We start from the raw sequence: 18,506 nt of genomic DNA on the forward strand, positions 1-18,506 counted from the left end.
TCGCCAGGCCGGCGGCGACGGATCAGGCTGCTCTCAGAACGAAGCGCAAATGGAGGTGAGCAGCAAACCCACCGCATCCTGGTGGAACTGGCTGACATAGGCGCTGCGTATCTGCGCCAGCCGCGCCAGCGTCTCCGGCGTTGCGGCGGCGACGATGCGGATCACGAAACTGTCTTCCTGGATGGTCTTGCCTGTGGCCGCATCGCGCCATTGGCCGCGGGTGTCCCAGGTCGTCAGGCCAGCCGGGAAACGCGGCGTCACCACGTCGGCCATGAAGCCGGCGCGCTCGGCATCGCTTACCGGTCCGCGGCCATTGGTGTCGCGGCCAAACAGCAGTTCGGCCTGCAGCTGGCTGCTGCCGCCGGCCTGCTTGCACAAATCGCCGCCGGCGCCTTCCGGCACGGTCGCGCAGGCTGACGCCAGCAGCACGCAAAGCAAAGGACAAATCAAGCTGAGACGCATTGTGTTCCCCCGGTAATGGCTCCCGGTAACGGCTCCCTGTAGCGGCTCCTGGCGCCGGCCCCAAAGTTCATGGAGTGCTGCTATATCTTAAACGAGCAAAGTGAGGGAGAATTGTCGCAGATAAGGATATGCCATGAATCTCATCGAAAAACTGCTCGCCAAAGCCGCCCCGTCCAACGCCGCCCCCGCCGCGCAGGCGGTCAAGATCCTGGTGCGCGTGTATCTCGACAGCGCGGGACACGTGACCGATGTGGCGATCAGGAAAAGCTGCGGCGTTCCGGAACTGGATGCGCGGGCGCAGCGCGAGATCGCGGTAATGCGCTTCCCCGGCAAGAGCCGCGGCGCCAAGACCTCGCACAACTGGCACGACCTGACCTACACCATTCACCAATAAGCAGGCGCACCGCAAGCCTTGTCGTTTTGCCAGCGGATTTATATTCCGGCTGCGCCGCCCTCCCGGATTGCCTTCTCCGCCACGGTTTCACTCTGCGCGAGCGGCCTTTTCATTGCGCCGCCTTGCCCCGCATATGGAAATGCGAATGGCGTCTATTGAACCCTCATGATGGATTCGCGGCTATCCATACCCTAAGCTGTCTTCGCCGAACTGATCTTCTTTGCAAACGACGAGCAGTCCAGTTACCAGGGTTCGGTGTGCGGTTGCTGGCAATTCAAAACATAACACGAGACACCCTGTTGACGGTCGCTTAACAGTCGATTCACAGTCGATGAAAAGCCGGTTACCGGCCGCTGCAGTGGACATACAAAGGAGCAGCTCGATCATGATGGAACAACAACTCCAGCCCCAGCCTGTTGTGGGCCTGGGTGAACCTATTGCCGTGGCCGAAGGTAAAATCGACCAGTACTTTCAGATTACCGCACGCGGCAGCACCCAACGGCGTGAAGTCGTCGCCGGCATCACCACTTTCCTGGCCATGGTGTATTCAGTTTTCGTCGTGCCGGGCATGCTTGGCAGGGCCGGGTTCGACGTCAGCGCGGTATTCGTCGCAGTCTGCCTGACCACCGCATTCGGCTCGCTGCTGATGGGCCTGTGGGCGCGCCTGCCGATCGCCGTCGGCTGCGCCATTTCGCTGACCGCCTTCACCGCCTTCGGACTGGTGCTCGGCAAAGGACTGTCGCCTTCGGTCGCCCTCGGCGCCGTGTTCCTGATGGGCCTGGTGTTCACCGCCATTTCCGTGACCGGCATCCGCTCCTGGATCCTGCAAAACCTGCCGTCCGGCGTAGCGCACGGCACCGGTGTCGGTATCGGCCTGTTCTTGCTGCTGATCGCCTCCAACGACGTCGGCCTGGTGGTCAAGAACGCCGGTCCCGGCCTGCCAGTAGCGCTCGGCCACATCACTGCCTTCCCGGTCGTCATGAGCATCGTCGGCCTGGCCGCCATCTTCGGCCTTGAGCGCCGCCGCGTACCGGGCGGGATTCTGCTGGTTGTCGTCTCGCTGTCGGCGATCGGCCTGATCTTCGATCCGGCTGTCAAGTTCACCGGCATCTTCTCCATGCCTGCGCTCAGCTCGCCAGGGCACGCCAGCCTGATCGGTTCGATGGATATCAAGGGCGCGCTCAGCATGACCGTGCTGCCTAGCGTGCTGGCGCTGGTGATGACTGCGGTATTCGATGCAACCGGCACCATCCGCGCCGTCGCCGGCCAGGCCGGGCAAGTCAATGAAAAGGGTTACATCCACAATGGCGGCAAAGCGCTGACAGCAGATTCGCTGAGCTCGATTTTCGCCGGCCTGGTAGGCGGCGCTCCTGCCGCCGCGTATATCGAATCGACTGTCGGCACCGCAGCCGGCGCCCGCACCGGCCTGACCGCCGTCGTGGTCGGCCTGCTGTTCCTGGCTGTGATTTTCTTTTCGCCGCTGGCAGGCCTGGTGCCTTCCTATGCGACCGCACCGGCGCTGATGTACGTCGGCCTGCTGATGCTGGGCAGCGTCAGCCGCATGCATATGGATGACATGGTCGATGCCATGTCCGGCCTGCTGTGCGCAGTATTCATCGTCCTCACCTGCAACATCGTCACCGGCATCATGCTCGGCTTCTGCACTCTGGTGATCGGCCGCGTGGTGTCTGGCGAATTCCGCAAGCTGAACGTCGGCACCGTCGCGATTGCGATCGCCTTGGCAGTCTTCTATGCGGGTGGCTGGGCGATTTAAGACTCAGCAAAAACCAGTAACTTCGGCTTTTTGGGTCTCCTTGAATAGTCGATTGACGGCAGCGCCTCCCCCGGAGCGCTGCCTTTTTTGTTTGCGGGGGTTGAATTCCTGATCCACGCAAATAGCGGCCGTATCTTCTGGGAGATCCGGCCAATTATTCCAGAAGCCACTCCTGCTGGTGCAGCCACCAGGCGAGCCAGCCCAGGATCATCGCCGGCGCCAGCCAATGAGCCAGATCGATCACAAGGGAGTTAGCCAGCCCTTCCCAGGCTTCAAGCACGCCGGGACCAAACAGCGGCGCCGCCGCGACGCCGGGAATCACTGCCAGTGTCAGTGCCAGCCACAGCATAGTCGCAGCCGTAACCACCAATCCATATACGCCAAGCAAAGGCAGCACCGTCGCCAGCCAGCCCGGCAATTCGGAAACGCTGCGGTCACGCGATGTACTGCTTCGGGCGGCCATCACAGATCCGGTTGAACGCTCAGGCAGAATTTGCATCACCGCGGCGGCAAATCCGTCGTCTGCCGGCGCATCGAGCCGAGCTTGGCGGCGCAATGTATCCGCCAGCCAGCCGCTCCCTTCCGCAGCAAGACTGACTGCCTCTCCTTGCGGCTCATCTTGCCGCATCGAACCGGATGAATCCGAAGTGGGAATCTGCTTCATTTGCACTGCTCCAAAGGTTGGCGCGGAGCCCAGGCGGCGAGCGCCGTTTCGAGCTTGGCGCGGCCACGCAATAAATGGGTTTTGAGTGTGCCCAGCGGACATCCCAAGGCAAGCGCGGCCTCCGCATGGGAGAGGTCGCCCCAGTAGCTCAGCACAATCGCTTGCCGCTCGGCGTCGCTTAGCATATCCAGCGCCCGCTGCATGTCCAGCGACAGCGCCACCGTGTCGCTCAAGGACAGGGCATGGTCTGCCCGAGCCATAAGGCCGTCCGCCATCTGCTGCTCAGTTTCACCGCTCAAAACCTGGGTCTGCGCCTGCAGCTGGGCGTCGCCGCGGCGGCGCTGTTCCAGGAACAGATTCGTGGCGATACGGATGAGCCAGGTACGGAAGCGAGCCTCGCCGCGAAAGCCGCCGAGGTTCTGGTAAGCGCGCAAAAACGCCTCCTGCGCCAGCTCGTCCGCCCAGGCCGCATCGCCTCCGGCCAGACGCCGCAACAGCGCCCGCACGGCGCCTTGATGGCGCTTTACCAACAGACCGAAGGCCTGGCGATCGTCATGCTGACGCACCCGCTGCAGCAGAGCGAGATCGGGATCTTCCAGCAGCGCGGCGATATCGGGCTCCACAAGGGCTCAACGCGGCGCAGGCTTGGATTCCATCTTCCACACCACCAGCAGCGCAATGCCGACAAACAAGGGGATGCAGCCGATCGCCCACAGCCACTCGTCCGGCCGCATGGCGTAAAACATCACCATCAACCCTAAGCCCGCCGCCGCGTTGGTGGCGCCGAAGATCAGCTGGACACTTTTGTTCTGCCAGCCGGAATTGCCGCCGGCAGGACGATCCGCCAGCAGGCTGCCGTCGAGCAGCTGCGGCGGAATCTCACGGCCTTGCGCAACCAGCTGACGCACCGTTTCGTGCATCAGTTCGGCGCGGCGCATCCTGGACAGGACGCCCATGACGATAGCGACGATGGGGATGCACAGCCCCAGCACAGGAATGATGAGGGGGCCGAGGTTTGAAATGGTTTCCGAATTCATGCTGTCTCCTGAAAGGGTTCGTGAAAGGCTTACCCTGCTTGGATGTGGCTGGATGACGTTTTGGATTCAAAACTGCGCAATTTTTTTTACGGACCAGGCCCTTCGCCCCGCTGTCTTGGAATTTCACCTCGTACTGGGCCGATGGAGCGCCTTGCATCGCATCCATCCATGGCCGCCCAGACGCCCAGCTTATTTCCCAACGGGCCTTAATTTGGCGCGGCAACCAATACATTGAAAGTGTCCGGCAACAGCGCAGCGCGCGGACGAGGATTGGCTGGGGTGGGCGCCGGCGCCGCGCCGAATTTGCCGCTGACCAGATACACAAGATGCGTTTCCGGATTGAGCGCCAAGGTACGCGCGCCCTTTTGGGTGGCGAGGCTGGCTGCAACCGTGTATTTGTCCGCCGTGTCCTCATGCACAACCGTCAAGGTTCCGCCACCATTGGAAACGAAGACCAGCCCCGTCGCTGGATCAAACGCGGCCGCATCCGGCCTGTCGCCGATGTCTACCGTCGTGACGGTTTTTCCCGATATGGCATCGACAACCATCATCTTCTTGTTGCCGCATACCGAAAACAACCTATGATGCAGGTCATCGATCGCCAGGCCGCTCGGTCCGTCGCACGCAGCCATGGTCCAGTGCTTGACGATTTTTGAAGACTGCGCATCGATCACGGCAATTTCATTCTTGTCTTCCACATTGAAAAAGATATGGCCAAGGCTGTCGCTGACGGCGAACTCCGGCTGGCCGGAGACCGGCAGCGTGTCGATCACCTTGCGTGTGACAGCATCGACGATCGTCACGCTTTGATCTTTGCCGTTGAAGCTGTAGATCCGCTGCAATGGCTGATAGTAAAGTATCGCGTCGGGACCGGCGCCGATGCCTTTGACGGTATCGATCGTCTTGAGGCTGTCGAGCTCAAAAACCGTCAGCGTGCCCGCGCGGCCGTTGCTGGTAAAACCGAGCTTCAGGTCTTGCGCGATCGCGACGCCGTGGACGCCGGCGGTATCGGCTATGTTGGCAACCAGCTCTCCCGAGCGGGTATCGATAACCTGGACATGGTCGGAACGGCTGACAAACAGATGGTCCCGTTTGCTGTCGACAGCGAGGTAATCCCATCCCTCCACCCCGGTTACCGGAAAGCGCGAAACGATCTTGTAGCTCTCCGGTGCGGCAGCGCGGACAGCCGGGACAAGGGCGATCTGCAACAACGCGAAGGCACAGGCCGCAGCCATGGCCGAACTGCTGAAGGTGAAATTTTTCATGTATTTGATTTAAGGGTTGATGAATTTCCAATGCCGGGCAGCGCATTTTATCGGCTATGACAGGTTCAATATTCTCATAGGCCCGCGTCAAGCTAGCAGTAAACAATTAGCGCAGGATTAGGATGGCCAGAGTGGAAGAAAATGACGGCAGACAGCCATCGTCTTGCCTCCCGCGCGACCGAGGAATAGCCTTCATTGCCACTTTAAAACTCCCGACCTCCCAAATACCAAGACAGTGCAATGTTTTCTTGATAATTCCTCGGTTCTATCATGCTGGCAGGCGTATGATTATCTTCACTGGAGTTGACGGCAGGCTTGACGCCAGCTTCCATGGACTCCAGGCCTTGCAACCCCCGCACTTGTCTGCGGCAATGGGAGGACAGCAAAATGATCAAGGTCATGGCCCGGATCTCATCGCAACCAGGCGCGGAATCGTCAATGAAAAACATACTGCAAGATCTGGTTGGTCCTAGCCGCAACGAAGCAGGTTGCCAGAGTTACGAACTGTTTCAGGACGAAGAAAATCCGCTCGAATTTGTCACCATCGAGCACTGGACAGAGCAAGCAGCGGCCGACGCCCATATGGCTACACCCCACGTTGCCGCGGCAATCGCCAAAGCCGCCCCGTTGCTGGCGCAGCCGCCCGTCATCCATCGCTACACGCAGATCGCCTGAGAAGACGGCGCAGAATACCAGCGATGTATTTGGATAACGCCGAAAAAATTCCGCATTTGTTATTTTTGCAGAGTTAATTATTGCTGCTCAAGGGCCGCTCCTGATTTAAAGAGCTTGCCAATGCCGTTAATACTTCACGTGCACGCATCTGCGCCTGATCCGGCCGCCAGGACGCGATGTCGCTCAAGGAATATGATTGCCTCAGATAACGTATGACAGCGAGCCCCAGCCAATATCCAGTGCGATTTGGCAAATCAGCGTTAACCTTGGTCGTTGACGAGTTGAACCAACGATTGAAGGCATCCGGATGCAATCTGTCTATCGCCAGGAAATCTGCATCGGTCAGAAAACGCCTGGCGATTTCCGGCAATCGCTGGTCCTGCAAAGAGCCAAGATCTTCCTGCAGCAGATATTCTTCATCCTTGTACCCTGGAGACAACTGGGTACTGACGTAGGTGGCGAGCCCTTCCTCGAATAGTGGAAGCGTCAGGTCAGCACCTGCCATTACGCCGTCATTTTTTATCCCCGCATGGTTGGCGTGATACAGGTGAAACAGCTCGTGCGGAATAACTACGTCCATATTCGCTTTTTCAAGAATGAGCGAATCAATGGCAAAAACCAATACGCAAGAACCATCTGCCAGAACGCCGCTTTTGGCATCGAAGTTGGGTGCGAGGATTATCTGGGCATCAGGGCTCTCAGGTGCGTCCGCAAACACAGTCCTGAATTTGGCTCCTTGCCGAGAGATGTCTACCTCCAATCTCGCTGCTGCATCAGCGATTTGATTGGCCAATCCGGAGTAACTTGCAAACCGTGATTGCAAAATACGGTGCTTCCGGCCGCGCCAATCCGGGTGATGATCGGCTTCCCAGACAACTGCCTGGTAGAGGTCTTCCCGATCTTGTTCAATGAATTCATCCCAAAGCTTTTCCTGCTGCGCAAACGGCTTATCCTGCGCGGCCGCCCAAAATATATCAAAGGATCTGACTATCGACGGCGCATGCGATGCGGCACATGCGATTGGCGACATAAACAGCAACAGCAGGGCTGTCATCTGAATGTTTAGTCCGGTGCGGATCAGGATGTTTTTCATATATGCAATATTGCTTTAATAATTACCACATGGCAACATGCTTCCACTGTTTTTGTTCAAACTGAATGACAGACAAAGGCAAACCCATTTCAGAAAAGGAAACGATGAAAGCCAGCGCACCGATAGATATCGCCGCAAGCACCGACGCGATTGCGACCCGGTACAAGAACATTGAGGTCGACGGGGTCAGGATTTTCTATCGCGAAGCCGGGCGGCAAGGCGCGCCCGTACTGCTGCTGTTGCATGGCTATCCGTCCTCGTCCCGCATGTTTGAACCGCTGCTGCCGCACCTGGCCAAGCACTATCACCTGATTGCTCCCGACTACCCGGGTTTCGGTTTATCTCAGGCGCCTGACCGCGCCGCGTGGCCATATACCTTCGATCATCTCGCCAGGACGATGCTGGCCTTCACCGACATGCTGGGCTTGAATCGCTACGCGATCTACCTGCAAGACTACGGCGGCCCAATCGGCTTTCGCATAGCGCTGGCGAGGCCGGAACGGGTGCAGGCGCTGATCATTCAAAATGCGGTGATCCATGAAGAGGGACTGACGCCAATCTGGAATGTGCGACGCAGCTACTGGGCCCATCGCGCTGAATTCGAGCAAAAGATTCGCGATGGCATGTTGTCCCAAGCTTCTGGCGAGGCAAGACATGTGGGCGGCCGCCCGCATCCCGAACAATATAATCCCGACCTGTGGATGGATGAAATCGCCTTCCTCAAGCAGCCCGGCATGGCGGCGATCCAGCTTGACCTGGTACACGATTATCAATCGAACGTCCGCGCTTATCCGCAGTGGCAAGAATACTTGCGCACGCAAAAGCCGTCGACCCTGGTAGTCTGGGGCAAGCACGATCCGATTTTCGCAGTGGAAGGCGCGCAGGCGATTCAACGCGAACTGCCGTCAACCGAACTCCACCTGCTGGACGCCGGACATTTCGCCACCAACGATGTGCCGGGACAGATTGCGGACTATATCGACGACTTTTTGCGGCGCAGGAAAAATTAATCGATATGAAAAGATTTTATTCAGGAGTCGCAATGAAATTACAATTTAGTTTGGCCGCTTGCCTGATCGCCTGCCTGGAGGGATGCACCACCCAGCCGCCCCCGCCAGCCCCCGCGCCCGGATCGGACCGCGATGAACACGGGTGCATCGCCTCGGCAGGATATTCGTGGTGTACCAACACGAACCATTGTGAACGCCCCTGGGAGCTCGCCCAGAAGAACGGCCTCGACAAATCGAGGGAAGCGTTCAATGAATTCTGCAAGAATTCATCCGCGAAGCAGTAATGCATATTCCGGGAGATAGGGGTCTTTTGTCGGATTAAACAGATGAACAGGTTGGTCTGAAATATCCGGCACACTATCCGCATTCAAGGTTTATCCCGGTTTCGAACCAGCCCAAGAGAAGCTATCGCAATGAAGTGGGTTATCAGAGGTATGAAGAATGAAATTACCATCAACCATCGTAGTGCTATCGATTGTAGGATTATTGGCATTCACGAATCCAAAACTAGACAGCTATGAGCAGTACATCCATCAAGTCATCACCCAGGAAGCCAATAAACGGGATGACTTGACACGAACACTGGGGACGCTATTTGGAGGAGTGGCTAGTAGCTTCATCGCTAACAGCACCGTGAGAAATAACTATGTTCTGTTTAGCACTTACGACTCGAATCTGGGAAATCAACATCTAAAAGTTGTGGGTGTCCTTGGTAATTTCTTTCAAATTTCACGGTCGCAAGGCAACGATCACGTACAGTGATCACATATGCATTGACTATTCATGGCGGCAGAAACGTATTGATCCGAGATTTACCGGCCCGTTTTATTGCGTTTTCGTACCAAAACTAAGAATTAGTTTCTTTCAACACAAGAGTAGCAACTTCGTTGCGAATAGCTACGAATTCGCCGAGCTATCCCTAGATGATGCGCTGTGACATTTTGAGTAGCCCCAACAGTGCTGCAATTGTGAAGACAGCAAAGTCGACTTGTAGATTAATTCGCAGTCTTTGCGGAGCGAAATTGTCAGAAATTCAAAGTAGAAATGGCTTAGAATATGGGCTTCGCGGGTGTAGTTCAATGGTAGAACGAAAGCTTCCCAAGCTTTAGACGAGGGTTCGATCCCCTCTACCCGCTCCAGACCAGCGTTGGCACCCGCCATTTCAGGGTGCCATTTGTATTTTTGAGGCAGGTATTTGTCTGGCGTTACAATGGTCCTGTCCGCAAGGGCAATCCAGCGCTTGCTTCGCTCCACCTAAAGTCTAATTAGCATGTCAGAAAATAAATCCGGCAAACCCCTCTTTTACGATCCGACCGAACACCGGATCCGCAGCTTTGTCACGCGCGCCGGGCGCTTGTCGACGGCGCAGGCGCGTGCCATCGAAGAACTGGGGCCGCAATTCTGTGTCTCATATAACAAGGCTGAAGTCGATCTGGCGCAGGTTTTCGGGCGTAGTGCGCCGACTATCCTTGAGATCGGCTTCGGCATGGGCGAGACTTCGGCCAAGATCGCGGCCGGCATGCCGGAAAAGAATTTCGTCGGCGTTGAGGTGCATACGCCGGGCGTCGGCAGCTTGCTGAAATTGATCGGCGAGCAGCAGTTGAGCAATCTGCGCCTGATCCAGCACGATGCGGTGGAAGTGCTGACCAACATGATTGCGCCTGGCTCGCTGGCCGGTGCGCATGTGTTCTTTCCCGATCCCTGGCACAAGGCGCGCCATAACAAGCGGCGCCTGATCCAGGGGCCGCTGGTGAGCTTGCTGGCGTCGCGCATTGCGCCGGGCGGCTACCTGCATTGCGCTACCGACTGGCAGGAGTATGCTGAACAAATGCTGGAAGTATTGAGCGCCGAGCCGCTGCTGAAGAATACCGCGGAGACTTATGCGGAACGGCCGGAATATCGGCCTGTGACCAAGTTCGAGAATCGCGGCTTGCGGCTTGGGCATGGCGTCTGGGACCTGGTGTTCACGCGCGTTTGAGCTGAATTGTTAGAGGAAGCTGCAATATGCTGATGATCCGATTTTTCCCCCGTATCGACAACCGGCTCGCCAGGCTTGCTGCCTCGGTGTCGCTGCTTGCCTTGTCTCATATCTCTCTGGCGCAGGCGGGAGAGCAAGCACCGCCGCTGCCGCCTGGCGCCATCACGGTTGAAGACACCCGTTATCAGCCCGCCCCTCCCGGCGCGGCGACGCAATTGCCGGCAGCATCCGCGCGGCCGTCAGCCGAAGGCATGGTCGAGGCCGCGAAACGCGATGCCGGCAAGATAGACCGCGAGCTGCGCAAGGATGCGCCGCCCAAGGAGAAGGCAGCCGCGGCCGCCACGCCGACCATGCAGCAGAAACTGGAAATGGGCCTCGCGCCTGCGGCTCCGCCGGAACCTCGTTCGCCCAAAGAAACCACCATGGAAGACATCACGCTGCCGAACGGCCAGCGGGTCACCAAGGTGACCGGACCGACCGGCACCTATTGCGTCACCCAGATCTCGGTGGGCAACACCAAGGGCGAAGACATCATGCAGAAGGGCGCGATTTCGCGCACCACCTCCTGCGGCGCGGGGTTTTGAAGCAATCCGGCCAGTGCCGATATCCAATTTCGGCAAAATGCCTATGTAGCGGCCCGCCATTCGGTACAATCTGCCTATGTTGTCCGAATTCGACCTGATCTCCCGCTACTTTACTCGCACCGCGCGCAGCAATATCGAGCATATTGCCCTTGGCGTCGGCGACGACTGCGCCTTGCTGACGCCTACGGCCGGCATGCAGCTGGCCATTTCCACCGACATGCTGGTGGAAGGACGGCATTTTTTCCCTGATGCAGATGCTTTCGCGCTGGGCCATAAATGCCTGGCGGTGAACCTCTCCGACCTGGCGGCGATGGGTGCGCGGCCGCTGGCGTTTACGCTGGCGCTGGCGCTGCCCGCTGCGCGCGAGGAATGGCTTGCGCCGTTTTCCAGCGGCTTGCTGGCGCTGGCCGACGCGCATCATTGCGAATTGATCGGCGGCGACACCACCAAGGGACCGCTGAATATCTGCATCACCGTCTTCGGCGAAACCTTGCCGGGCCAGGCTTTGCGCCGCGATGCCGCGCAAGCGGGCGATGACATCTGGGTCTCCGGCACGCTGGGCGATGCGCGGCTGGCGCTGGCGATCTACCGCCAGGAACTGGCCGGCCAGCTGAATCCCGACCTGCAACTCGGCAGCGAGAATTTCCTGCTGGCTGCGGCGCGCATGCACCAGCCCAGCCCGCGCGTTGCGCTGGGGCTGGCCTTGCGCGGGATCGCCCATGCCGCCATCGACATTTCCGATGGCCTGGCCGGCGATCTCGGCCATATCCTGAAGCGCTCCGGCGTCGGCGCCACCCTGGCGGTCGATAGCCTGCCGGCCGGTCCCATATTGAACCAGCAAGCGCAAACTGTCCGCCGCCATTTCACCCTGGCCGGCGGCGACGATTATGAACTGTGCTTTACCGCCGCCGCCAGCCGGCGCGACGCCGTACTGGCCGCGGCCCAGGCCAGCGCCACCGCGGTGACGCGCATCGGCCGCATCGATGCCGCCCCGGGCCTGCGCCTGCAAGACGCCAGCCTGGCGCCACTCAACCTGCAACTCAGCTCTTTCGATCACTTTCAGACCACATGACAACAACGGACAGCAATCCTTCACAGCAACCGATCCGGCCTGGCCCTCGTTTCATGTTGTCGCATCCCGCCCACTTCATCGCCCAAGGTTTCGGCAGCGGACTGTCGCCCGTCATGCCGGGCACCTTCGGCACCTTGTTTGCCTGGCTCTCGTATGTGGTGATGACCACGCGCTGGCCGGAAATTTTCACGCCGCTCAACTGGCTGGTGATTATCGCCGCCGGCTTCGTGGTCGGCGTCTGGACTTGCCAGACCACCGGCCGCCATCTGCATGCGCCGGATCACGCCAGCATGGTGTGGGACGAGATCATCGCGTTCTGGCTGGTGCTGGTGCTGGTGACGCCGGCCAGCCTGTCGGCGCAGTTCGGCGCCTTCGTCGTGTTCCGTTTTTTCGACATGGTCAAGCCGCCGCCGATCGCCTATTTCGACCGCCATTTCAAGGGCGGCTTCGGCGTCATGTGGGATGACATCGTGGCGGCCTTCTATACCCTGCTGTTGCTGGCGGCATGGCGCTTGATTTAGCGCCGGATTTAACTGGGCGGCATGCCCCGGACGGATTGCATCTGCCTGCAACAAGTGGCAGTATGTAAGCACCGACCAGGCAGAATACAGGAGTTGCACCATGAACACCGCACTCGAAGACAGCACCGAACAAATCATTGATCTGGCAGCACAAGTCGGCCGCGCTCTGCAAGCCAGGGGCTGGTTCCTGTCCACCGCGGAATCCTGTACCGGCGGCGGCGTGTCGCAGGCGATTACGGAAATCGCCGGTTCTTCGGAATGGTTTGATTGCGGCTTCGTGACCTACTCGAACGCCTCCAAGACGGAACTGCTGGATATCCCGGAAGCCGAGATCGCCCAGCACGGCACGGTGAGTGAGGAAATCGCCGCCGCCATGGCTGAAGGCGCGCTGGCTAACAGCAATGCAGATGTCACTGTCTCCACCACCGGCATCGCCGGCCCCGGCGGCGCGGTTCCGGGCAAGCCGGTCGGCACGGTCTGCTTCGGCTGGTCAGTGGGTCATCACACCCACACCGAACGGCTGGTGTTCGCGGGCGATCGCCGCGCAGTGCGTGAACAGACTGTGCTCCATGCACTGCAGGGCTTGCTGCGCTTCTTGAAGTAATCCCGCAGAAATAATCCCGTGGAAGTAATCCCGTTTATGCGCTTCAGGCGCGATACAGGTTGATAGCGTCGCGGGTTTCCTGCGCCACGCGCTTGGCTGCCTGCGCGAAATCCTCGCCCGCTGCCAGGTCCGGCTTGGCGTAGAGGATGGCGCGCGATGAATTGATCATCATGCCCATGCCGTTCGCCGTCTTGCCGGCATGCACGGTCGCCTGGATGTCGCCGCCCTGGGCGCCGACGCCCGGCACCAGCAGCGGCATGTCGCCGATGATGCTGCGCACCTGCGCCAGCTCCTGCGGGAAGGTCGCCCCCACCACCAGGCCGCACTGGCCGTTGGTGTTCCACTTCTCCGCCACCAGGCGGGCCACATGCTGGTACAGCGGCACGCCGTCCACCGTCAGGAACTGCAGGTCGGAACCGCCGGCGTTGGACGTGCGGCACAGCACGATGGCGCCGCGGTCTTTCCATTCCAGGTAGGGCGCGACCGAATCGAAGCCCATGTACGGGCTGACAGTCACCGCATCGGCGCCGTAGCGCTCGAAGGCTTCGCGCGCATATTGCTCTGCGGTGGCGCCTATATCGCCGCGCTTGGCGTCCATTACGATCGGGATATTGGGATGGTTTTCACGCAGGTAGGCGCAGATCGCTTCCAGCTGGTCTTCGGCGCGCATGGCCGAGAAATAGGCGATTTGCGGCTTGAAGGCGCAAGCGGTGGCGGCGGTAGCGTCTATAATTTCCTTGCAGAAAGTGTAGATCGCGTCCGGCTGTTGCTGCAAATGTGCGGGGAATTTGGCAATATCGGGGTCCAGGCCTACGCACAGCAAGGAATTGTTGGTGCGCCAGGCGGCGGATAGTTTTTCTATAAAAGTCACGATCAGGCCTCAATAATGCTAACCCCGCATTGTAAATCCAAAAACCCCGGAATTCACTGGCAAACAAGCCGATATGCAAGCAAATTGCTGTCTTTCTCCGCTATTTAACACTTGAGCGGTCGGCGATTGTTTGCTAACGTGCATTCCATTGTTTCTTTTATCAGGGATATCCAATGAAAACTTTCTTCAAATGGCTGGCAATTGCCGTCTTCGCCTCCCTCCTCAGCGCTTGCGGCTATAACGATTTCCAAACCAAGGACGAAGCCGTGAAAGCCGCCTGGGGCGAAGTCGTCAACCAGTACCAGGGCCGCGCCGACCTGGTGCCGAAAATCGCCCAGATCGTGAAAGCCTATGCCACCCATGAAGAAGCCACCTTTGAAGCCGTGACCAAGGCGCGTTCGGCGGCGACCAGCTTCCAGATCACGCCGGAAGTGCTGAACGATCCGGCCGCGTTCGAGAAATTCCAGCAGGTGCAGGGCCAGCTGTCGTCGGCCTTGTCGCGCCTGATGGCGGTGTCGGAAAATTACCCGCAGCTGAAGGCGGACGGCCTGTATCGCGATGCGCAGTCGCAACTGGAAGGCATCGAGAACCGCATCAAGGTAGCGCGCAACCGCTACATCGTCGCCGTGCAGGACTACAACGTGCTGGCGCGCAGCTTCCCGACCAACCTGACTGCCATGGCGATGAGTTACAAGGTCAAGCCATCTTTCACGGTGGATAACGAAAAAGCGATTTCGACTTCGCCCGATGTCGATTTCGGCGGCAAAAAATAATGTCGCGCAGCGTAATCCGCGCACCGGCGGCATGGCTGGCGCTGCTGGGCCTGCTGGCGATGCTGGCGCTGCCTGCCGCCGCGCAGACCATGGCGACGCAGGTGGCGGTGCCGCCGCTGCAGTCGCATGTCACCGACCTGGTCGGCATGCTGCAGCCGGACCAGCGCGCCACGCTCGACAATACCTTGAGCGAATATGAAACCCGCACCGGCAGCCAGATTGCCATCCTGCTGCTTAGCAAGACCGAGCCGGAAGGCATAGAAGACTATGCGGTGCGCGTCGCCGACGCCTGGAAGCTCGGCCGCAAGGGCATCGACGACGGCGTCATCCTGCTGGTGGCCAAGGACAATCCCAAGGCCTTGCGGCGCATGATGATACTTACCGGACGCGGCGTCCAGGGCACCTTGACCGACGCCCAGTCCAAGCGCGTGCTGCAGGAAATCATCGCACCGTATTTTTCCAAGGGCGATTTCTATGGCGGCCTGACGGCGGGCATCTCGGCCATCATGCCGCTGCTGGACCAGGAAAATTTTGCGCCGCCCAGCCGTAAGGCGGCACAGGCGCAAGAGCCCTCCTCCGACCTGCTGGGCGCCCTGGCGCCGCTGCTGTTCTTCGGCTTCATCATCCTGATCACCATCATTTCCCGCTCGCGCGGTGGCAGCGCCGGCTCCGGCCGCGCGCTCAACAGCAATGTCTGGGGCAATGCCGCCGGCGTCATCATCGGCAGCGTCCTGAGCCAGGGTGGGCGGGGCGGCGGCGGCTTTGGGGGTGGAGGCGGTTTCGGCGGCGGTGGCGGCGGCTTTTCCGGCGGCGGTGGCGGCTTTGACGGCGGCGGCGCCTCGGGGGATTGGTAATGGGAACTCTGCAACGACTCTGGCGTCACCTGACGACCACGCAAGGCAGCGCGCGGCGCGCCTTTCCCGCGGCAACGCTGAAAGCCATCCAGCACAAGATCGCCGAAGGAGAAGTCACGCACCGGGCGGAAGTGAAAATGATCGTCGAAGGCTCTCTCAGCCTGCCGGCGGTGCTCAACGGCGTGAGCTCCCGCAACCGCGCCCATGAACTGTTCGCCCACTACCGCATCTGGGACACCGAAGAAAACGTCGGCGTCCTGCTGTATGTGAACTTGGCCGACCACAAGGTCGAGATCATCGTCGACCGCGCGGTAGGCCGCGCCATCAAGGGTGAGCAATGGCAAGCCGTGTGCAAGACCATGACCAAGGAGTTCGCCAGCGGCGCCTTCCATGACAGCACGTTGGCGGCGCTGGAACAAATGAACGGCTACCTGACCCAGCATTTCCCGGACCAGGGCCGGAAAAAGAACGAGCTGTCAGACAAACCGATAGTCCTATAATTACCTTCAATTAAGTCGACTCTGACCCCAATTAAATATTTGGGGTCGGAGTCGATTTATCTCCGGCGCATTTCAACCGCGCATTTCAACCATTTTCATATACCCACTGCAGCAAGCCGTCTTGCGCTGCCTGCCCTCTGGGCGCGTTGGGGTGGTTGATCAGGCATACCACCGCATAGTATTTACCCGATGTCGCCAGGACGTAGCCGGCGATGGCGCGGACGTCGTTCAGGGTGCCGGTCTTGACGTGGGCCTGGCCGGCCACGCTCTGGTCTTTCAGGCGCTTGCGCATGGTGCCGTCGTAACCTACCAGCGGCATCGAGGAGACGAATTCCGGCATGGTGGGCGACTGGAATGCCGAGGTCATCATGCGGCCCATGGTCTTGGCTGAGATCCGTTCGTTGCGCGACAGCCCGGAACCGTTTTCGATCACCAGGCCGCTGGCGTCTATGCCTTTGCCGGTGAGCCAGCTCTGGATGGCGCGGGCGCCGCGTTCCGGGGTGGCCGGGACTTTCAGGATATCGGAGGCGATAGTGAGCAGCACTTGCCGGGCCATGACGTTATTGCTGTACTTGTTGATGTCGCGTATCACTTCCGGCAAGGTGACCGAATTCCATTCCGTTATCAGGCGGGCGTCGGGCGGTGCGACGCCGTTCTTGACGCTGCCGCTGAAAGTGCCGCCGAGATCGCTCCACATCTGCCGGAACACCACGCCGAAGTATTGCGTGGAGTTCATCTTGTAGGGATTCACATACCAGGTTTTTTCGCCGCAGGAGGCCGGCAGCGCACCGTTGAAGCTGGCGCCGTCAGCGTCGACCGCCGCTTGCAGCTTGCCTTGCCAGTCATCGCAGCTGCCCTGCCCCAGGCGCGGCGGCTTGACCTGGTAGCCGCTCATGGGCGGATCGAGCACGACATTGACCTGGCGCTTGTCGGCGTCGGGCACGAACTGGAAGGTCAGCGTCTTGTAGTTCAGCAGCAAGGCATCCGGACCGACGTTGTACGGCTTCATCGGATCGCCGTCGAACTCGGAAGGGTCGTAGGCATTCTCATCGAATGTGCTGCGGTCCAGCACGATATTGCCGCGAATATCGCGGATACCCTTGGCGCGGATCTGGCGCAGGAACAGCCAGAAGTTTTCCAGCACCAGCTTGGGGTCGCCATTGCCTTTGAAAATCAGATCGCCCTGCAATACATTGCCGGCCTGGCTGCCGTCAGCGTACGCCTGGGTCTTCCAGCGATAGGTCGGCCCCAGCAGCTCCAGCGCGGCGTCGGTAGTGACCAGTTTCATGGTCGAGGCCGGATTGAACGGCGTGGCGGCATTCGACGAAGCCAGCACCTTGCCGCTGCCGTCGACTTCCTGCACATACACGCCAACGCTCTGGGCCGGGATGCCGGCCAGCTGCAAGGCTTTGCTAAACGATGCGGGAACGGACGATTCTTGCGCCTGGACATTGGCCGGCAACAAAGAAGACAGTAAAGAAAACGGCAACAGGAGACGTAGCGCAAAGATTTTTTTCAAGTGAGCACCGGCGAAAAAAGAAAGATTGCGAAGGATTATCCCACGCGTTCACGCGATGCAAAGCTTGGCGTTGTGACAAATTTGAAAATAACAGGCATACCGCGAGACGCCAAGGTCTCGCCAGCTGCGGCAGCAACACCCCTGGCTTTTACAACAGCGCAGGTATGGCTTCCAGGATAATCAGCGCCAGCAAGGCGCCGCACACGGCGCCGATGGCGCGCAGGCTGCCACGTGCAAGTTTCGACGCAACCGGCACTTCTCCGCACAAGATGAGCCCGGCAAATGCCATCGGCACGAAGAACAGCAGGTTATCCATAATCAGTCTGATCATGATCGTCCCCTTGGTTTAGTTGTAATTTCAGTATAGGTTTTGCATGCCTGAAAGCAAGGAGGAATAAAAAAATGACAACGATCAACATATTCAAAAAGGACAACGAAAATAAGTACAACAAACCCTCTGCTGTCCTGCACAATTTTCTTGACCACCATCAACTGCGCGGCTACTATCCACCAGTCTAAATTTTATGGAGCCCCTTTAATGGGCACTTGTTCGAGTGACAGTTGTTGCCAGACCCGTTCTGGCATCGCCTCGGCAAGATAACGCAGGATTCCCCTGCCGTCATCTCGCCAGCGGCGGATGATGGTATCCCCAGTGCACGGAGAATCTTTCCGGCACGCAGTATTCCACCACCTGATCTTGTTATGCAAAGTTACGCAGCCGGGTTACAGCGGCTGCATGCTCGGCTAATCCCGTGTTCCGCGTCCGCGTGCCGGGTCATCGAATGCAGCGTCCGTTTCCGGGCTCTTGATATTGTCATCAAGATGTCACCGATCGAATTTACAGTCTGTGCCGCGC

The 18,506-nt window shown here is 59.2% G+C and carries 23 protein-coding genes and 1 tRNA gene; 15 read left to right on the top strand and 9 right to left on the bottom strand.

Features of this window, described 5'->3' with window-relative positions; all coding sequences use genetic code 11:
* Positions 1-33 precede the first annotated feature (33 nt).
* Positions 34-462: a DUF3574 domain-containing protein gene (locus tag KHU30_RS15400; RefSeq protein ID WP_211443503.1), complete on the bottom strand. Its 429-nt coding sequence runs from the start codon at positions 460-462 to the stop codon at positions 34-36.
* A gap of 133 nt (positions 463-595) precedes the next feature.
* On the opposite strand from KHU30_RS15400, the gene KHU30_RS15405 reads away from it, so the two are divergent.
* Both KHU30_RS15405 and KHU30_RS15410 read left to right on the top strand, forming a co-directional pair.
* Positions 596-856 (top strand): energy transducer TonB, encoded by a 261-nt coding sequence (locus KHU30_RS15405; protein WP_211443504.1) that lies wholly within the window; start codon positions 596-598, stop codon positions 854-856.
* Between the two features lie 388 nt (positions 857-1,244).
* Complete coding sequence (locus tag KHU30_RS15410; RefSeq protein WP_211443601.1) at positions 1,245-2,630, top strand: NCS2 family permease; 1,386 nt, start codon at positions 1,245-1,247, stop codon at positions 2,628-2,630.
* Positions 2,631-2,784: 154 nt separating this feature from the next.
* Here KHU30_RS15410 and KHU30_RS15415 read toward each other — a convergent pair whose 3' ends face one another.
* From KHU30_RS15415 to KHU30_RS15430, 4 genes are all read right to left on the bottom strand, one after another.
* Positions 2,785-3,294 carry a hypothetical protein gene (locus KHU30_RS15415; protein ID WP_211443505.1) on the bottom strand — a complete coding sequence of 170 codons (510 nt, stop codon included), beginning with the start codon at positions 3,292-3,294 and terminating at the stop codon, positions 2,785-2,787.
* The gene (locus KHU30_RS15420) at positions 3,291-3,917 is read right to left on the bottom strand and encodes an RNA polymerase sigma factor (protein ID WP_211443506.1); all 627 of its coding nucleotides are present in this window, start codon (positions 3,915-3,917) and stop codon (positions 3,291-3,293) included. Before KHU30_RS15420 ends, KHU30_RS15415 begins: the two co-directional genes overlap by 4 nt.
* 6 nt (positions 3,918-3,923) lie before the next feature.
* On the bottom strand, positions 3,924-4,331 hold the full coding sequence (locus tag KHU30_RS15425; protein WP_211443507.1) for a DUF6249 domain-containing protein: 408 nt from the start codon (positions 4,329-4,331) through the stop codon (positions 3,924-3,926).
* 206 nt (positions 4,332-4,537) lie between these two features.
* Positions 4,538-5,596, bottom strand: a complete 1,059-nt coding sequence (locus KHU30_RS15430) for a YncE family protein (protein ID WP_211443508.1) — start codon at positions 5,594-5,596, stop codon at positions 4,538-4,540.
* Positions 5,597-5,983: 387 nt separating this feature from the next.
* Here KHU30_RS15430 and KHU30_RS15435 point away from each other — a divergent pair, with 387 nt between their 5' ends.
* Positions 5,984-6,271, top strand: a complete 288-nt coding sequence (locus KHU30_RS15435; protein WP_211443509.1) for a putative quinol monooxygenase — start codon at positions 5,984-5,986, stop codon at positions 6,269-6,271.
* 73 nt (positions 6,272-6,344) lie between these two features.
* Here the strand turns inward: KHU30_RS15435 and KHU30_RS15440 are convergent, their stop codons facing one another.
* Positions 6,345-7,364, bottom strand: a complete 1,020-nt coding sequence (locus KHU30_RS15440) for a hypothetical protein (protein WP_211443510.1) — start codon at positions 7,362-7,364, stop codon at positions 6,345-6,347.
* 104 nt (positions 7,365-7,468) lie between these two features.
* Here KHU30_RS15440 and KHU30_RS15445 point away from each other — a divergent pair, with 104 nt between their 5' ends.
* From KHU30_RS15445 to KHU30_RS15485, 9 genes are all read left to right on the top strand, one after another.
* Entirely contained in the window at positions 7,469-8,374 is a 906-nt protein-coding gene (locus KHU30_RS15445) for an alpha/beta fold hydrolase (RefSeq protein ID WP_211443511.1), read from the top strand.
* A 32-nt stretch (positions 8,375-8,406) separates the two neighbouring features.
* Positions 8,407-8,658, top strand: coding sequence for a hypothetical protein (locus KHU30_RS15450; protein WP_211443512.1), 252 nt, complete (start codon positions 8,407-8,409; stop codon positions 8,656-8,658).
* A gap of 157 nt (positions 8,659-8,815) precedes the next feature.
* Entirely contained in the window at positions 8,816-9,136 is a 321-nt protein-coding gene (locus tag KHU30_RS15455) for a DUF4359 domain-containing protein (RefSeq protein ID WP_211443513.1), read from the top strand.
* Positions 9,137-9,439: 303 nt separating this feature from the next.
* Positions 9,440-9,513: transfer RNA gene (locus KHU30_RS15460), tRNA-Gly, on the top strand.
* A 131-nt stretch (positions 9,514-9,644) separates the two neighbouring features.
* Positions 9,645-10,352, top strand: a complete 708-nt coding sequence (trmB, locus tag KHU30_RS15465) for a tRNA (guanosine(46)-N7)-methyltransferase TrmB (RefSeq protein ID WP_211443514.1) — start codon at positions 9,645-9,647, stop codon at positions 10,350-10,352.
* Positions 10,353-10,378: 26 nt separating this feature from the next.
* A complete protein-coding gene (locus KHU30_RS15470) occupies positions 10,379-10,936 on the top strand; it encodes a hypothetical protein (protein ID WP_211443515.1) in 558 nt (185 codons plus the stop codon).
* A gap of 76 nt (positions 10,937-11,012) precedes the next feature.
* Entirely contained in the window at positions 11,013-12,008 is a 996-nt protein-coding gene (thiL, locus tag KHU30_RS15475) for a thiamine-phosphate kinase (RefSeq protein ID WP_211443516.1), read from the top strand.
* Complete coding sequence (locus tag KHU30_RS15480; RefSeq protein ID WP_230427403.1) at positions 12,005-12,529, top strand: phosphatidylglycerophosphatase A family protein; 525 nt, start codon at positions 12,005-12,007, stop codon at positions 12,527-12,529. The genes thiL and KHU30_RS15480 overlap by 4 nt, the downstream gene beginning before the upstream one ends.
* Positions 12,530-12,629: 100 nt before the next feature.
* The gene (locus tag KHU30_RS15485; protein ID WP_211443518.1) at positions 12,630-13,133 is read left to right on the top strand and encodes a CinA family protein; all 504 of its coding nucleotides are present in this window, start codon (positions 12,630-12,632) and stop codon (positions 13,131-13,133) included.
* 43 nt (positions 13,134-13,176) lie between these two features.
* Here the strand turns inward: KHU30_RS15485 and pyrF are convergent, their stop codons facing one another.
* Positions 13,177-14,004 carry an orotidine-5'-phosphate decarboxylase gene (gene pyrF, locus KHU30_RS15490; RefSeq protein WP_211443519.1) on the bottom strand — a complete coding sequence of 276 codons (828 nt, stop codon included), beginning with the start codon at positions 14,002-14,004 and terminating at the stop codon, positions 13,177-13,179.
* A gap of 173 nt (positions 14,005-14,177) precedes the next feature.
* Here pyrF and KHU30_RS15495 point away from each other — a divergent pair, with 173 nt between their 5' ends.
* Genes KHU30_RS15495 through KHU30_RS15505 form a run of 3 tightly spaced genes read left to right on the top strand, consistent with a single transcriptional unit; the run spans position 14,178 to position 16,131 of the window.
* Positions 14,178-14,777, top strand: a complete 600-nt coding sequence (locus KHU30_RS15495; RefSeq protein ID WP_098494010.1) for a LemA family protein — start codon at positions 14,178-14,180, stop codon at positions 14,775-14,777.
* Positions 14,777-15,631 (top strand): TPM domain-containing protein, encoded by an 855-nt coding sequence (locus KHU30_RS15500; protein ID WP_211443520.1) that lies wholly within the window; start codon positions 14,777-14,779, stop codon positions 15,629-15,631. Before KHU30_RS15495 ends, KHU30_RS15500 begins: the two co-directional genes overlap by 1 nt.
* Positions 15,631-16,131: a TPM domain-containing protein gene (locus KHU30_RS15505; RefSeq protein WP_211443521.1), complete on the top strand. Its 501-nt coding sequence runs from the start codon at positions 15,631-15,633 to the stop codon at positions 16,129-16,131. The genes KHU30_RS15500 and KHU30_RS15505 overlap by 1 nt, the downstream gene beginning before the upstream one ends.
* An 85-nt stretch (positions 16,132-16,216) precedes the next feature.
* Here KHU30_RS15505 and dacB read toward each other — a convergent pair whose 3' ends face one another.
* On the bottom strand, positions 16,217-17,650 hold the full coding sequence (gene dacB / locus KHU30_RS15510; RefSeq protein ID WP_407928087.1) for a D-alanyl-D-alanine carboxypeptidase/D-alanyl-D-alanine endopeptidase: 1,434 nt from the start codon (positions 17,648-17,650) through the stop codon (positions 16,217-16,219).
* A gap of 148 nt (positions 17,651-17,798) precedes the next feature.
* Entirely contained in the window at positions 17,799-17,981 is a 183-nt protein-coding gene (locus tag KHU30_RS15515; RefSeq protein WP_211443522.1) for a hypothetical protein, read from the bottom strand.
* Between the last annotated feature and the right edge of the window lie 525 nt (positions 17,982-18,506).

It is taken from the genome of Collimonas humicola, assembly GCF_018304945.1.
Taxonomy (GTDB): domain Bacteria; phylum Pseudomonadota; class Gammaproteobacteria; order Burkholderiales; family Burkholderiaceae_D; genus Collimonas; species Collimonas humicola.

Coding starts and splice junctions, on each gene's coding strand:
- KHU30_RS15400 (WP_211443503.1), bottom strand. CDS start 462: ATGCGTCTCAGCTTGATTTGTCCTTTGCTTTGCGTGCTGCTGGCGTCA.
- KHU30_RS15405 (WP_211443504.1), top strand. CDS start 596: ATGAATCTCATCGAAAAACTGCTCGCCAAAGCCGCCCCGTCCAACGCC.
- KHU30_RS15410 (WP_211443601.1), top strand. CDS start 1,245: ATGGAACAACAACTCCAGCCCCAGCCTGTTGTGGGCCTGGGTGAACCT.
- KHU30_RS15415 (WP_211443505.1), bottom strand. CDS start 3,294: ATGAAGCAGATTCCCACTTCGGATTCATCCGGTTCGATGCGGCAAGAT.
- KHU30_RS15425 (WP_211443507.1), bottom strand. CDS start 4,331: ATGAATTCGGAAACCATTTCAAACCTCGGCCCCCTCATCATTCCTGTG.
- KHU30_RS15430 (WP_211443508.1), bottom strand. CDS start 5,596: ATGAAAAATTTCACCTTCAGCAGTTCGGCCATGGCTGCGGCCTGTGCC.
- KHU30_RS15435 (WP_211443509.1), top strand. CDS start 5,984: ATGATCAAGGTCATGGCCCGGATCTCATCGCAACCAGGCGCGGAATCG.
- KHU30_RS15440 (WP_211443510.1), bottom strand. CDS start 7,364: ATGAAAAACATCCTGATCCGCACCGGACTAAACATTCAGATGACAGCC.
- KHU30_RS15445 (WP_211443511.1), top strand. CDS start 7,469: ATGAAAGCCAGCGCACCGATAGATATCGCCGCAAGCACCGACGCGATT.
- KHU30_RS15450 (WP_211443512.1), top strand. CDS start 8,407: ATGAAATTACAATTTAGTTTGGCCGCTTGCCTGATCGCCTGCCTGGAG.
- KHU30_RS15455 (WP_211443513.1), top strand. CDS start 8,816: ATGAAATTACCATCAACCATCGTAGTGCTATCGATTGTAGGATTATTG.
- trmB (WP_211443514.1), top strand. CDS start 9,645: ATGTCAGAAAATAAATCCGGCAAACCCCTCTTTTACGATCCGACCGAA.
- KHU30_RS15470 (WP_211443515.1), top strand. CDS start 10,379: ATGCTGATGATCCGATTTTTCCCCCGTATCGACAACCGGCTCGCCAGG.
- thiL (WP_211443516.1), top strand. CDS start 11,013: ATGTTGTCCGAATTCGACCTGATCTCCCGCTACTTTACTCGCACCGCG.
- KHU30_RS15480 (WP_230427403.1), top strand. CDS start 12,005: ATGACAACAACGGACAGCAATCCTTCACAGCAACCGATCCGGCCTGGC.
- KHU30_RS15485 (WP_211443518.1), top strand. CDS start 12,630: ATGAACACCGCACTCGAAGACAGCACCGAACAAATCATTGATCTGGCA.
- KHU30_RS15495 (WP_098494010.1), top strand. CDS start 14,178: ATGAAAACTTTCTTCAAATGGCTGGCAATTGCCGTCTTCGCCTCCCTC.
- KHU30_RS15500 (WP_211443520.1), top strand. CDS start 14,777: ATGTCGCGCAGCGTAATCCGCGCACCGGCGGCATGGCTGGCGCTGCTG.
- KHU30_RS15505 (WP_211443521.1), top strand. CDS start 15,631: ATGGGAACTCTGCAACGACTCTGGCGTCACCTGACGACCACGCAAGGC.
- KHU30_RS15515 (WP_211443522.1), bottom strand. CDS start 17,981: ATGATCAGACTGATTATGGATAACCTGCTGTTCTTCGTGCCGATGGCA.